We start from the raw sequence: 12,699 nt of genomic DNA on the forward strand, positions 1-12,699 counted from the left end.
AATCATGGAACATATTGACGAAAACGATATCCGCTATAAAGAAGCGCGACGAAAAGTAAAAAGGATTAAAAATTTTTATTTTTTTACATTCATCTATTTTGCGGTAAACCTGTTTATTCTCTTTATCAATTACAAGGAATTAAAGCCGGGAGAAAGCATCTGGAGCTTTAAGTATTTTGCCCTTCCTTTTTTCTGGGGAATTGGTGTGATCGGTTATGGAATGAGCGTATTTTTACCGGGATTTGTTTTTGGAAACAAATGGGAAGAAAAAAAGATCAAAGAACTGATGGATAAGGAGAATCGTAAAACCGCAGATTCGCAAAATCGCTGAATATCAAACTGATAAAACAGTATAAGAACAATTTAAAATTTTCTGTACAAGTAAAGCCTTTTTGCTTTTCAGCTTTTGCAATTTTACGAATCTACGGTTTAACAAAATACAGCCTCACAATGACTCTACACTACATTTTCTACATTTCCATGGCACTTTGGTTTGTGAGTGAGATAATCTACAAACAAAAGCTGAAATCAGGAGCGAAAGATCTGAAAAAAGATCATTTTACCCTCAATATTTTATGGATGGTTATCATAGCATCAATTGCAGGTGCAGTAACAGCTTCCTACGTCATTAAACTTCCGATTACATCTTCTAATCTGATCCTCTACCTGGGAGAATTCTTTATCCTTGCAGGAATCATTTTCAGGCTGATTATCATCAGGTCTTTAGGAAAATATTTTACGGTAGATGTGACCATAAAAGAAGATCATAAAATTAAAAAAGAAGGCTTTTACCGGTACCTGAGGCATCCGTCTTATGCTTTTTCTCTACTCACTTTTCTTGGACTCGGATTGTTCCTGAATAACTGGCTTTCGCTTATTCTTGCATTTGTTCCTCCATTTCTGACATTCAGTTACCGAATTAAGATTGAAGAACAGGCTCTTGTGGAGCAGTTCGGAGAAGAATATATCCAGTACAGAAAAATGACGAAGAAACTGGTTCCGTTTATTTACTGAAGAAGTAAAGCTGTAGATGTGTAAAATCGCAGAATCGTAGATTCGCAAAATGGCAAAAAGGCAAAATTGCGGATGTGAAAAGGCGAAAGAGTAAAATGGCAAAATCGAGAAATAAGAAAACTGAAAAAACTGGCTGAAATAGGGCGTTAACCTATTTCAGCCAGTTTTTTTGTTTTTACAGCAGACAATACAATTTTGCCATTTTACGAATTTACTATTCCATAATTTCACACATCTGCCTTTTTGCCATTTGCTCTTTCGCCCTTTTACTCCATTTCACCCTTCAGTCTCCCTTTTCTACGGTTCGGTAAGATAAAATTGATCTGAGACTGGTTTCCGTCATACATTTGATTCAACAAAATAAACAAATACAACTTTAAAACATAGAAATTATGGAAACTACATTCAACAAAGAGGCCTTAGCTTACGAAAAAGCAGCAAGAAGAGTAAAAGAATTAAAAGGCTTCTACGGAAATCTTACTTCTTACTGTCTGGTAATTCCTTTTTTAACGGTATTGAACCTTTTGACCGCTCCGGATCATTTATGGTTTTTCTGGCCAATGTTAGGATGGGGAATGGGGCTTGCTGCACACGGAATCAATGTATTTGGGATCGGCAAAAACTGGGAAGAAAAAAAAATCAAAGAATTGATGGATAAGGAGAAATTGTAAAACCACTGATCTGTAAAATTGTGGAATCGCAAAAAAGCTGAAAGGCTAAAAAGCTTTATCTGTACCGGAAATTCAGTTTTATTATTCCTGAGATTATCAGTTTGATATTCAACGGTTTTACAATTCAGCCTTATAAAAAACAATCATCATACAACCTAAATAACAATACAATGGACTACAAACAAGCTTATGAGCGTGTTGCTCAATTAAAAAAATTCTATAAAAACCTCGCATGGTTTGCAATAATAGCAGGAATACTATTCTTCAATGATTATTTTGAACATGGGAAAATTGACTTTTCAATCTTCAATGGCTCAATCATATTGATCATCTGGGGAATCATTCTGACCGTAAAAGCTGTCAAACTTTTTATTTTTGATGGTGACTGGGAAAGGAAAATACTACAGAAAGAACTTAAAAAAACGAAAGAACCTATTAATTTTTAAAAGCTGCCAACTTTTATCTATTTTTAAATTTTAAAACTAAAACCGTAATTCAATGATCAAAACTATCATTATCGAGGATGAAAAACCCGCTTCAAGAAAACTGGAAAGAATGCTAAGTGTTTTCCCCGAAATACAGCTGGTTGCGAAAATAGAATCGGTGGAAGAAGGGGTGGAATGGTTTTCTGAAAATGAGCACCCACAGCTTATTTTTTCAGATATCGTTCTGGGTGACGGGTTGTCATTTGATATCTTTGAAAAAGTCCCGACAAGAGGTTTCATCATTTATACGACGGCTTTCGATCAGTATACCCTGAAAGCTTTTAAACTGAACAGTATCGACTATCTTTTAAAACCTATTTTAGAAGAAGATCTTGCGGGAGCTATAGAAAAATTCAAGTCATTTATTCCCTCAGATAACTCTTCCGGTTCACAGGAAATTAAGCAGTTGATCAAAAAAGAAAAGACCACCCTTTCCAGAGTTCTGGTGAAGATAGGATACAACTTAAAGATTGTTCAGACGGATGAGATCAGTTGTTTTTTCAGCGAAAATAAAATAGTTTATCTGCAAACCTCGGAACGGAATTATCCGTCAGATTTTACCTTAGATGAGCTCGAAGATATTCTTGATGAAAAAAAATTCTTCCGTGTCAACAGGCAGTTTATTATTAACTCGGATTATATTAAAAACATCCATACTTCTCCTTACTATAAAGTAGACCTGGAATTTCAGCCGCAGGAAGAAATTACGGTAAGCCGTGACCGGGTGAAAGATTTCAAAGACTGGTTGGTAAGCTGATTTCCGTCAACCATAAACTATCGACTCCCAATTATTTGTAATCAATTCTGTTAGCCTCGGTATCTTCAAGTTGCTTTACAATTGAATCCGGGATCTCGTCACTGTCAATAGGAAAGCTGATAGAATCCGGAACAAAGTTTTTCCGGTCTGCCTTCCGGAAAATCTCGAAAAGGGCAATAGGCTCTTGATTAAAACTAATACATGTACTTATAAAATGCAATTCATGGAGCTTATATTCTGGATTCTTAAGTTTTTCATGGATATCTTTTATCCTTGAAATAAAATGCCTTTGCCGGATGAAAGTATTGCTGTTCATAATGATAAAAACATAATCTGAATAAGCGGTAACCTTTCCGAAATACTTATGATGGTCACCACCACTTCTTTCGATAAAATATTCTCCCGAAGTTTCAGACTTGTAGATTTCCATGGCAGATCGCCAGATACGGTCTTCCGTGGCCTGTAAAGGGTTGTCCGGCAAGTTTCTGTTGTACGAATACCAACAGCCTACCAAACGGTCTAAAAGGACAATATTTTGCTTTGCATTGTTCATATCGATCCTCAGGTCATTAAAATTAAAGGTTTCCGTATTGGAACTGATAAAATCGATGTAATTGGAATAGCCTAAAACCCTGACAATAAGACTTAATTTCGCAAGATTGGGTTTGCTTAATACTGCATTTTCATTCTGCTGGTATTTCTTTAATTTATTGATGATCAGATGTTCATAAAGATAATTTGATCCCAGGGTATCAGCTTCTTTTTTGATGTTCTTTTCATCCTGATCACTGATGATGAGGTCATTAAGTTCAGCGACGATATATGACCATTCCGTTTTTGTAACATCTTCCCAATGGTTTTTCTTCAGGAAATACAGGCTTAAGAAATTCATTAGTTTCTCGAGGTGAAGAATATCTTCTTTTTTCATCGGTTCATTTTGATTTACAAGACTAATTTAAGATTTTTTTAAATCCAAAAAAGATTATTGTAAGACTTTTATATTTTAAAATCAAATGATATTTGAGTAGAAAAATAAAAGTTAACACAATGGGAACTAAAATCTTATTAAAAGATGAATCTCTTTGGAAACGAATTCAAAGCTTTTCATTAGATGCTTCAGATGCTGATTTTCCTTTTTCAAAAAAACTGGCTAAAGAAGAAAGCTGGACTTTAGATTTTGCTCAAAAAGCGATCCGGGAGTATAAAAAGTTTGTGTATCTCTGCTGTATCCTTCCCAATGGCGCTTCTCCGAGCGAAACGGTAGACAAAGTATGGCATATGCACCTTATTTATACCCAAAATTACTGGGAAGAATTCTGCCCGAACATCCTGAAAAGAAAACTGCACCATCATCCGTCTAAAGGAGGAAGGTCTGAAAAAAAGAAACATCAGGACTGGCATACCGATACCTTACATCATTACAAAGAAATTTTTCAGCAGGATGCCCCAAAAGATATCTGGACAGATCAGATCATTAAAAAAGATAAGCTGGCATTCTGGACAAAATCATTCAAACTTCTTACGCTGATCAGCCTTTTGTTTCTGGTATATTCCTGCTCCGGAAGTTTTTTCGGTGGTGTGATGCTTACGATTCTATCTGTAATCGGCTTTTTCATCTTCATGAGTTTTTTATCATGGATTTTTGAAGGGAATACTCATAAAGAACAGGATAAAAATATCAGCAGTAACAATTCTGATGGAGGGTCAAGCTGCAGTGGCGGTTCCAGTTGTGGCGGCGGAGGTGGCTGTGGTGGAGGTTGCGGAGGCTGCGGCGGTTAAAAAATAATGGCTATGAAAAAAATACTATGCTACTCAGTTCCGGTAATGGTAAGCATGATCTGGCTTATTTTTACGCAGCAGACTTATAATCCAATTTCGGTAAAAGGTCCGGAATTCTTAAAGTTTTATTTAATTCTTCTGTTAGGTTTTTATTCTTCAGTGATGATCCTGAAATCTCTTAAAAAAAGTACTTCAAAGACATCGTTTTACTTTATGTTTTTTATTTTGATGCTGGGAATAGTAAAACTGATAAAAGGATTAATGATAGGAAAGCCGGTTGGATGTCTTGTTTTGATATTGATGATAGAAAGTTTTATAATCCTTTGTCAGTTGGATTTAAAATCAAAAATTAAGCATAAAGAGATTTAACCGTGAAAAAAAATATAATGAGCAGAAAATTCACAGAAATAGAAAAAAATATTTTATACAAAAATATTCCTTTACACAAACAAGGTTATGGAGCAGGTTGGGAAGCCGTTCTGTTTATTATCCTGACCATACTTCTTTTTGGATTCGGTATTAAAATCTTCTTGTTTGATTATAATTCCTTTTTTTATGATAAAAAAGAGAGTGTGGGATCTTTTCTTTATTTTATGGTCATTCTTATTCCTGTCGGGATACTCTCTTTTGTATTGGTTGTGATCTTATTTAATTTCATAAAAAATTTAATTGTGTACTCACGGTATGGAAAATATGCCATGGAAAAATCATCTGATGTGGCAGAAATTAAAATTGTTCAGGGCTAGGATTCCGAAGACTTTATCTTCCGGATTTTCAATCATAAAGGTGAAAAAACAGAAATAAAAATCTATCTGAAAATAGTTGTGGAACAATCGTTAAAAGATGCTTTTCTGAAAGAAATTGAAAAATACGGAATTAAAGATGCTGAAAAAACCCATATTCCGTTCCCGAAAATCCTGCATATCCTGGAAATGAAAACCTTTTCAGGGATAATCTATTTAAGATTAAGCGACTATTCTACCGAGATGAAACTGGATTCGGGACAAGAGATGTATTCCTACAATGGTTTTTTCAAAACAAAATATAATGTGATTGGCAGCTTAAAAACAAGAGAGGATCTTTTTATTAATTTCTATGGAGATGATATAGAAAAAGAGATCAATATTGTAATGAAAGATGTGGAAAGTAAGATCATTTATTTTTTTGCTGAAGACGAACTGTTGTAACCGGTTACATCAGTATAAATAAAAAAGGGCTTGAAATATTCAACCCCTTTTTTTATTATGATAGGTCTTTTTTGGTCTTGTAACCATATTCCCGGCACATAAAACAGGTAATGACCAAAAGTATGATACTCAATACAAGATCTGATTTTTCAGGATGTACAATGGCCAGATAAAGATTATATCCGAAAACAACTGACACCAAAAAGATTAGAACCTGATTGGTTTGGGCATGCTGATTTTTTAAAGTAGTTTTCATAATATATTTTTTTATTGTTATTGATGAGTAAGTATAACAACTTAAAATATGTTACAAAATATCCCTGACTAAGAAATCACGCCGCTTCCGATAAGCTCTTCACCCATATACCATGATGCAAATTGTCCTTCGGCAATGGCAGACTGTTCTTCTTCAAATTCTATATAAAAAGCATTTTCAAACTGATAAAGAATGGCTTTCTGTAATGGTTGTCTGTATCTGAATCTTGCCATTACTTCCATAGATTCACCATTGTTGAGTTTCATGTCTTCACGGACCCAATGAAGCTCGGAATTATCTATTTTCAGGGCTTTTTTTAGAAGTCCCGGAAACTGATGGCCTTCTCCAACGAAAAGAATATTGTTTCCCATGTCTCTGGATACAATAAAACAGCTTTCTTTATGTCCGCCTATTCCTAGACCTTTGCTTTGTCCGATTGTGAAAAACTGGGCACCCTGATGTTTTCCGATCACTTTTCCGTCGGATTTTTTATAATCGATTTTTTGAGATAGGAATTCTAATTCTTCTTCTTTTGAAGAAAATTCAGGTTTTTCCTGTGAAAATAAGGATGAATCTTTGAAAATTTCGACAATTTCTCCTTCCTTAGGAACCAATTGTTGCTGTAAAAACTGTGGCAGGCTTACCTTCCCGATAAAACATAATCCCTGGGAATCTTTTTTATCAGCGGTTACCAAGCCGATTTCCTTGGCAATTTCTCTCACCTGAGGTTTTGTAAGTTCTCCGATCGGAAATAAAGCTTTTGATAACTGGTCCTGGCTCAGCTGGCATAAGAAATAAGACTGGTCTTTATTATTATCCTGTCCTGCTAAAAGATGAAAGATCTCCTTTCCATTTTCGTCGAAAGTAGAATTTACCCTTGCATAATGTCCTGTAGCTACCTTATCAGCTCCCAAAGACATTGCTGTTTTCATAAATACATCGAATTTTACTTCTCTGTTACATAAAACGTCAGGATTAGGGGTTCTTCCTTTTTCGTACTCAGCAAACATATAATCTACGATGCGTTCCTTATAAAGGTCGCTCATATCGATAACCTGAAAAGGAATTCCCAGTTTCTGGGCTACCATTAATGCATCGTTACTGTCCTCAATCCAGGGACATTCATCTTCCAGCGTTACGGAAGCATCATTCCAGTTTCTCATAAACAAAGCCACTACTTCATGACCTTGCTGTTGCAACAGATATGCTGCAACGCTAGAATCTACACCTCCGGAGAGGCCTACTACTATTTTCATTGTATTTCAATTTTACGAAACTCTTAACGGGAGTTCTTAGTTTGATGCGGCAAAAATACAACTAAAAAGATTCGTAAAAAAACCATAATTTTAAACATTGATAAAAACGATATTAATATGAAAAAATTTATTATTCCCTTAATGTTAATGCTTTCAGGCTCACTGTTTTCCCAGGTTTCGGTGGGTACGAATTCACAGGATAACAACAGATGGACTTTCGGAGGCGGAATCGGCGTGGGTTTTGGGAGTCAGAGCACTTTTTATTTACAGGCTTCTCCAAGAGTAGGTTACAGGCTTACTGATAACCTTGAAGGCGGGATAATAGGAAGCGTTTCGTGGCAGTCTTCAGATATTTATAAATCTACCATGTTCGGAGTGGGCCCTTTCGTTAATTATTATTTTGCAAGATCTTTCTATGCGGGAGCCAATCTTCAGCATTATTTTATCAATTACAGTGAAAAGCATTATGACTACTCGGTAAGTAAGGAAGAAACAGCGTTATATCTTGGCGGAGGTTACATGCAGAGAATCGGGACTCATTCTTTTATGCAGATCGGGCTGATGTATAATGTGCTCTGGAAAGAAGATACCAGTGTGTTTTCAAGCGGTCTGATCCCGAATATAGGTTTTGTAGTTGGGCTTTAAATGAATTAATAGATACGATTAAGAATCAGTTGTATTCATTTATTAAATTCTAACCTTAAGACCAATAAAAAAGCATCGGAAAATTCCCGATGCTTTTTTTATATTAAATTATTTATTTATGATTGCGAAGACTTTTCTGTCTTTTTCGGTTTCTGGGCTTTTCCGCCTAAACCGTCTTTGGCTTCGTTCACATCCAGAGTAATGGTTTCTCCTTCATTTAATTGTTTGTTTACCAGCATTTCAGCTAATAAATCTTCAATGTATTTCTGGATAGCCCTTTTCAATGGCCTTGCTCCGAAGTCTTTATCCCAACCTTTTTCAGAAATAAAGTCTTTAGCTTCTTCAGTTAATTCCACTTTATATCCTAATTTTTCCAATCTGGTGTAAAGCTTGTTCAGTTCAAGATCAATGATTTTCTTGATGTCTTCTTTCTCAAGAGAGTTGAAGATCACAATATCATCAATTCTGTTTAGGAACTCAGGAGCAAATGCTTTTTTAAGGGCATTTTCAATAGTGCTTCTCGCTCTTGTGTCTGAAGTTGATTTCTTAGCTGAAGTCCCGAATCCTACACCGTCTCCGAAATCTTTAAGATCTCTGGTACCGATGTTTGAAGTAAGGATAATGATGGTATTTCTAAAATCAATTTTTCTTCCTAAACTGTCTGTAACGTGGCCTTCATCTAAAATCTGTAGCAAAATATTGAATACATCAGGGTGAGCTTTTTCAATCTCATCCAAGAGAACCACAGCATAAGGTTTTCTTCTTACTGCTTCAGTCAACTGACCACCTTCTTCGTATCCAACGTATCCCGGAGGCGCACCAACCAATCTTGAAACCGCAAATTTTTCCATGTATTCACTCATATCAATTCTGATCAGTGCTTCGTCAGAATCAAAAAGCTCTCTTGCCATTACTTTAGCCAGCTCGGTTTTACCTACACCGGTTGTACCAAGGAAGATAAAGGTTCCGATAGGACGGTTCGGGTCTTTAAGGCCGGCTCTGTTTCTTTGAATCGCTTTAACGACTTTTTTCACAGCGTCTTCCTGACCGATTACTTTTCCGTTCAGCTTATCATCCATCTGAGCCAGTTTATCAAGCTCATTTTTACCTACTTTCGTTACAGGAACTCCGCTCATCATAGAAACCACTTCTGCTACATTTTCCTCTGTTACGGTTTCTTTTTTCTCTTTTACATCTTTGTCCCATTTATCCTGAGCAGCATTCAGTTCCATCTGAAGACGTTCTTCTTCGTCCTTAAGCTTTCTGGCTTCAAGATAATCCTGAGCTTTTACTGCTTTTTGTTTAAGTTCTTTAATGTCTTCAATTTTCTGTTCGAAATCGATGATTTCAGTAGGAACTTTCATGTTTTTAATGTAAACACGGGATCCTGCCTCATCCATCGCATCGATTGCTTTATCCGGTAAGAAACGGTCTGTAATGTATCTTGATGTCAGGTTAACACAAGCCAGAATTGCTTCCGGAGTATAAATTACATTATGGTGTTCCTCGTATTTATCTTTAATCTGATTCAGGATCTGAATGGTTTCATCTATTGAAGTAGGCTCTACCATTACTTTTTGGAATCTTCTTTCTAAAGCTCCGTCTTTTTCAATGTACTGACGGTACTCATCCAGAGTGGTAGCCCCGATGCATTGAATCTCACCTCTCGCCAAAGCAGGCTTAAACATATTGGAGGCATCCAGGCTTCCTGTAGAACTTCCTGCACCAACAATCGTGTGAAGCTCATCAATAAATAGAATGACATCGCGGTTTTTCTCCAGCTCAGTCATTATGGCCTTCATTCTTTCTTCAAACTGTCCACGATATTTGGTTCCCGCAACTAAACTTGCAAGATCCAGAGTAATTACACGCTTACCGTAAAGTACTCTTGAAACCTTTTTCTGCTGAATTCTTAAAGCTAATCCTTCAGCAATGGCAGATTTACCAACACCCGGCTCACCGATAAGCAACGGATTGTTTTTCTTTCTTCTCGATAAGATCTGGGAAACCCTTTCGATTTCTTTCTCACGGCCGATTACCGGATCAAGTTTACCGTCTCTCGCCAAAGAGGTAAGGTCTCTACCAAAGTTGTCCAATGTAGGCGTTTTACTTTTTGCAGACCCTAAATTTCCTTGTGGCTTTCTCATCTGCTCAAAATCCTCTCTTTCATCATCATCGTCATAAGCACTCATTTGTGGTGACTGCCCGGAATTTTTAAGCATTGTCTGATATTCTCTTGAAACACCTTCATAATCGATGTCGTAAGCGCCTAATATGCTTGAAGTGGGGTCTTCATATTTATAAAGAATGCCCAGAAGCAAATGAACGGTATTAATCTCATTGCTTTTGTATTGTCTGCATTCCAGCTCCGCACGTTTAATAGCATGGTCTGCCATTTTAGTGAAAGAAATATTGGTAACCTCCTCAGAAATAGGATTAAGACTTGCTGTATTTAGAGTTTCAATTTTTCTTCTGATTTGTGTTAAATCGGCATTAAGGTTTTGAAGGATTTCTTTTGCAGAGTTTTCTGTTTTTATAATACCTAAAAGTAGATGTTCTGTATTAAGAAATTCACTTTTCAGCCTTTTAGCTTCATTTTTGCTTTGTTTGAACACTTGGCTCAAACCTTGTGAAAACTTATAATCCATAATATATCTCAATTAGAATAAAGATAGAATTATCATTTATTCATTATCTAAATTACAAATATTTTACCAAAAATCAATTAATGACTTTATGGCAGAAAAAAACTTTATTATCTTATTGAAAATGATTAAGTTTGTTTCCCTTAAATTCTTCTCATGAATCCCGAAATTGCCACCTATATAGGATATTCAGCTTCACTTTTTATTGTGTTGAGTTTCATATTGAAAGATGTAAGAAAAATCAGAATCGTTAATATGATCGGCTGTATCTGTTTTGTCATTTACGGTATCTTCAGCGGAATGCTTTGGCCGGTAATCATTCCTAACGGATTGATCTGTTTCATACAAATCTATCATTTGATGGCCGGAAAGAAAAGCTGATGAAAAAAATCCTAACCTCTGCTTTCAGCAATTTATATACGGATCAACGGATCGAAAAGGTCTGCAGGAGCCTGCATGAGAAAGGATATCAGATTGAATTGATAGGTAACGACTGGAACGGGGCAGAGCAAATGACGCGGCCTTATCCTTTTTCAAGAATTCATCTTACTTCCAAAAGTTTAAAGACGGCATATTTTGAATTTAACTGGAAATTATATCAGGAATTAAAGAAAAAAGCGGACGGAAATACCATTCTTCATGCCAATGATGTTGATGTTTTATTACCCAATTATCTTATTGCCAGAAAATTAAATATTCCCCTGGTTTTTGATAGCCATGAGATCTTTTCAGAAATGCCTGCCATTCAGGGCAAAATGTCACAAAAACTCTGGCGGTATTTGGAAAAAAATATCGTTCCGAAGATAAAATGGATGATCACCGCAAGCGGAAGCTATGCCGAATGGTTTCAAAAAAAGTATGGAGTAGAGCCTGTTGTTGTTCAGAATGCCCCGAAGAAATTGAGTGTTGCTCCGGAAATTCCGGACAATAATCCTAAGGTTATTTTGTATCAGGGTGCAATTAATCCTTTCCGGGGAATTGATAAAGCTATTCTGGCAATGCATTATCTTGACGAGGGGATTTTTAAAATTGCCGGTGACGGGCCAAAGAAAAAAGAATATGAAGATTTGGTTGTTAAAGAGAACCTTCAGCATAAAGTTCAGTTCTTAGGAAAATTAAAACCTGAAGATTTAAGAAAAATTACCGTTACCGTAGATGTAGGAATGAGTATTGAAGAAAATGGCGGAGAAAGTTATTTATATTCACTTCCCAACAAGGTTTTAGATTGTATCCAGGCCAGAGTTCCCTTAATCATGTCAGATCTTCCTGAAATGCAGAAGATTAAAAGACATTTTGACATCGGAGAGATTATTAAAGATCATCAGCCTGAAAATATAGCTGCAGCAATACAATCCGTTTTAAGTAAAGGAAGGAAAAATTATCAGGAAGAGCTTGCAAAAGCCTCAGATATTTTCTGTTGGGAAAATGAAGAAATAAAGCTTCTGGAAGTATTTCAAAAAGCGGCTCAATAAAAATATTCTTTAAAAAACAATTTTAGAATCATTACCATCAGGTTTTCAGGTGCGCCTTGTGTTAAATATCTTTTTAAAATTGGTTATCTTTGCAAAATAGAAATTGAAAAACATGACCATTAAAGAAAAACAGCAGGAAATCGTTGACGAATTTGCATTTCTTGATGACTGGGAGCAAAAATATGAGTACATCATTGATCTCGGAAAAGAGCTTAAGGGATTGGCAGAAGATCAAAAAACGGACGAGAATCTGATCAAAGGTTGTCAAAGTAAAGTATGGATTGATGCTGAGTTCAAAGATGGAAAGCTTTTTTTTGATGCAGATTCTGACGGAATTCTTCCAAAAGGAATCGTTTCTTTATTAGTCAGTATTTACAGCGGTCATTCTACACAGGAAATTTTAGATTCCGATTTCGATTTTATTTCTGAGATCGGATTACAGGAATTCCTTTCTCCGTCCAGAGCCAATGGTTTGATGGCCATGACGAAGCAGATTAAATTTTATGCCGTTGCCTACCAGCTAAAGTCGTAG

At 36.0% G+C, this 12,699-nt stretch carries 17 protein-coding genes; 13 read left to right on the forward strand and 4 right to left on the reverse strand.

Annotated features, from left to right (window positions below; genetic code table 11):
- The first annotated feature begins 4 nt into the window (after positions 1-4).
- The 5 genes from AB8P06_RS01320 to AB8P06_RS01340 all read left to right on the forward strand — a co-directional run bounded on the left by AB8P06_RS01320 (position 5) and on the right by AB8P06_RS01340 (position 2,927).
- Positions 5-331 carry a 2TM domain-containing protein gene (locus tag AB8P06_RS01320; RefSeq protein WP_369836837.1) on the forward strand — a complete coding sequence of 109 codons (327 nt, stop codon included), beginning with the start codon at positions 5-7 and terminating at the stop codon, positions 329-331.
- A gap of 119 nt (positions 332-450) precedes the next feature.
- Positions 451-1,014: a methyltransferase family protein gene (locus AB8P06_RS01325; protein WP_369836839.1), complete on the forward strand. Its 564-nt coding sequence runs from the start codon at positions 451-453 to the stop codon at positions 1,012-1,014.
- A 392-nt stretch (positions 1,015-1,406) separates the two neighbouring features.
- Positions 1,407-1,685, forward strand: a complete 279-nt coding sequence (locus AB8P06_RS01330; RefSeq protein WP_369836841.1) for a 2TM domain-containing protein — start codon at positions 1,407-1,409, stop codon at positions 1,683-1,685.
- Between the two features lie 170 nt (positions 1,686-1,855).
- The gene (locus AB8P06_RS01335; RefSeq protein ID WP_369836844.1) at positions 1,856-2,131 is read left to right on the forward strand and encodes a 2TM domain-containing protein; all 276 of its coding nucleotides are present in this window, start codon (positions 1,856-1,858) and stop codon (positions 2,129-2,131) included.
- Positions 2,132-2,183: 52 nt separating this feature from the next.
- A complete protein-coding gene (locus tag AB8P06_RS01340) occupies positions 2,184-2,927 on the forward strand; it encodes a LytR/AlgR family response regulator transcription factor (RefSeq protein WP_369836847.1) in 744 nt (247 codons plus the stop codon).
- A gap of 31 nt (positions 2,928-2,958) precedes the next feature.
- On the opposite strand, the gene AB8P06_RS01345 is transcribed toward AB8P06_RS01340, so the two are convergent.
- Positions 2,959-3,855, reverse strand: coding sequence for a hypothetical protein (locus tag AB8P06_RS01345; RefSeq protein WP_369836850.1), 897 nt, complete (start codon positions 3,853-3,855; stop codon positions 2,959-2,961).
- Positions 3,856-3,974: 119 nt separating this feature from the next.
- Between AB8P06_RS01345 and AB8P06_RS01350 the strand changes: the two genes are divergently transcribed.
- From AB8P06_RS01350 to AB8P06_RS01365, 4 genes are all read left to right on the forward strand, one after another.
- Positions 3,975-4,706, forward strand: coding sequence for a glycine-rich domain-containing protein (locus AB8P06_RS01350; protein WP_369836852.1), 732 nt, complete (start codon positions 3,975-3,977; stop codon positions 4,704-4,706).
- 12 nt (positions 4,707-4,718) lie between these two features.
- On the forward strand, positions 4,719-5,075 hold the full coding sequence (locus tag AB8P06_RS01355) for a hypothetical protein (protein ID WP_369836854.1): 357 nt from the start codon (positions 4,719-4,721) through the stop codon (positions 5,073-5,075).
- 17 nt (positions 5,076-5,092) lie between these two features.
- The gene (locus AB8P06_RS01360; RefSeq protein WP_369836856.1) at positions 5,093-5,452 is read left to right on the forward strand and encodes a hypothetical protein; all 360 of its coding nucleotides are present in this window, start codon (positions 5,093-5,095) and stop codon (positions 5,450-5,452) included.
- Positions 5,453-5,530: 78 nt separating this feature from the next.
- A complete protein-coding gene (locus tag AB8P06_RS01365) occupies positions 5,531-5,893 on the forward strand; it encodes a hypothetical protein (RefSeq protein WP_369836858.1) in 363 nt (120 codons plus the stop codon).
- A gap of 55 nt (positions 5,894-5,948) precedes the next feature.
- On the opposite strand, the gene AB8P06_RS01370 is transcribed toward AB8P06_RS01365, so the two are convergent.
- A complete protein-coding gene (locus AB8P06_RS01370) occupies positions 5,949-6,149 on the reverse strand; it encodes a hypothetical protein (RefSeq protein WP_369836861.1) in 201 nt (66 codons plus the stop codon).
- Between the two features lie 68 nt (positions 6,150-6,217).
- A complete protein-coding gene (gene mnmA, locus AB8P06_RS01375; protein ID WP_369836864.1) occupies positions 6,218-7,405 on the reverse strand; it encodes a tRNA 2-thiouridine(34) synthase MnmA in 1,188 nt (395 codons plus the stop codon).
- A gap of 117 nt (positions 7,406-7,522) precedes the next feature.
- Between mnmA and AB8P06_RS01380 the strand changes: the two genes are divergently transcribed.
- Positions 7,523-8,050, forward strand: coding sequence for a hypothetical protein (locus AB8P06_RS01380; RefSeq protein WP_369836867.1), 528 nt, complete (start codon positions 7,523-7,525; stop codon positions 8,048-8,050).
- A 116-nt stretch (positions 8,051-8,166) separates the two neighbouring features.
- On the opposite strand, the gene AB8P06_RS01385 is transcribed toward AB8P06_RS01380, so the two are convergent.
- On the reverse strand, positions 8,167-10,698 hold the full coding sequence (locus tag AB8P06_RS01385) for an ATP-dependent Clp protease ATP-binding subunit (protein WP_369836869.1): 2,532 nt from the start codon (positions 10,696-10,698) through the stop codon (positions 8,167-8,169).
- 153 nt (positions 10,699-10,851) lie between these two features.
- Between AB8P06_RS01385 and AB8P06_RS01390 the strand changes: the two genes are divergently transcribed.
- The 3 genes from AB8P06_RS01390 (at position 10,852) to AB8P06_RS01400 (ending at position 12,699) form a co-directional block, all read left to right on the forward strand.
- The gene (locus tag AB8P06_RS01390) at positions 10,852-11,076 is read left to right on the forward strand and encodes a uroporphyrinogen decarboxylase (RefSeq protein WP_369836872.1); all 225 of its coding nucleotides are present in this window, start codon (positions 10,852-10,854) and stop codon (positions 11,074-11,076) included.
- Positions 11,076-12,167, forward strand: a complete 1,092-nt coding sequence (locus AB8P06_RS01395; RefSeq protein WP_369836875.1) for a glycosyltransferase family 4 protein — start codon at positions 11,076-11,078, stop codon at positions 12,165-12,167. The genes AB8P06_RS01390 and AB8P06_RS01395 overlap by 1 nt, the downstream gene beginning before the upstream one ends.
- A 112-nt stretch (positions 12,168-12,279) precedes the next feature.
- Positions 12,280-12,699, forward strand: a complete 420-nt coding sequence (locus AB8P06_RS01400; RefSeq protein WP_369836878.1) for a SufE family protein — start codon at positions 12,280-12,282, stop codon at positions 12,697-12,699.

The organism is Chryseobacterium tongliaonense (assembly GCF_041224435.1).
Classification (GTDB): domain Bacteria; phylum Bacteroidota; class Bacteroidia; order Flavobacteriales; family Weeksellaceae; genus Chryseobacterium; species Chryseobacterium tongliaoense.

Coding starts and splice junctions, on each gene's coding strand:
- AB8P06_RS01320 (WP_369836837.1), top strand. CDS start 5: ATGGAACATATTGACGAAAACGATATCCGCTATAAAGAAGCGCGACGA.
- AB8P06_RS01325 (WP_369836839.1), top strand. CDS start 451: ATGACTCTACACTACATTTTCTACATTTCCATGGCACTTTGGTTTGTG.
- AB8P06_RS01330 (WP_369836841.1), top strand. CDS start 1,407: ATGGAAACTACATTCAACAAAGAGGCCTTAGCTTACGAAAAAGCAGCA.
- AB8P06_RS01335 (WP_369836844.1), top strand. CDS start 1,856: ATGGACTACAAACAAGCTTATGAGCGTGTTGCTCAATTAAAAAAATTC.
- AB8P06_RS01340 (WP_369836847.1), top strand. CDS start 2,184: ATGATCAAAACTATCATTATCGAGGATGAAAAACCCGCTTCAAGAAAA.
- AB8P06_RS01345 (WP_369836850.1), bottom strand. CDS start 3,855: ATGAAAAAAGAAGATATTCTTCACCTCGAGAAACTAATGAATTTCTTA.
- AB8P06_RS01350 (WP_369836852.1), top strand. CDS start 3,975: ATGGGAACTAAAATCTTATTAAAAGATGAATCTCTTTGGAAACGAATT.
- AB8P06_RS01355 (WP_369836854.1), top strand. CDS start 4,719: ATGAAAAAAATACTATGCTACTCAGTTCCGGTAATGGTAAGCATGATC.
- AB8P06_RS01360 (WP_369836856.1), top strand. CDS start 5,093: ATGAGCAGAAAATTCACAGAAATAGAAAAAAATATTTTATACAAAAAT.
- AB8P06_RS01370 (WP_369836861.1), bottom strand. CDS start 6,149: ATGAAAACTACTTTAAAAAATCAGCATGCCCAAACCAATCAGGTTCTA.
- mnmA (WP_369836864.1), bottom strand. CDS start 7,405: ATGAAAATAGTAGTAGGCCTCTCCGGAGGTGTAGATTCTAGCGTTGCA.
- AB8P06_RS01380 (WP_369836867.1), top strand. CDS start 7,523: ATGAAAAAATTTATTATTCCCTTAATGTTAATGCTTTCAGGCTCACTG.
- AB8P06_RS01385 (WP_369836869.1), bottom strand. CDS start 10,698: ATGGATTATAAGTTTTCACAAGGTTTGAGCCAAGTGTTCAAACAAAGC.
- AB8P06_RS01390 (WP_369836872.1), top strand. CDS start 10,852: ATGAATCCCGAAATTGCCACCTATATAGGATATTCAGCTTCACTTTTT.
- AB8P06_RS01395 (WP_369836875.1), top strand. CDS start 11,076: ATGAAAAAAATCCTAACCTCTGCTTTCAGCAATTTATATACGGATCAA.
- AB8P06_RS01400 (WP_369836878.1), top strand. CDS start 12,280: ATGACCATTAAAGAAAAACAGCAGGAAATCGTTGACGAATTTGCATTT.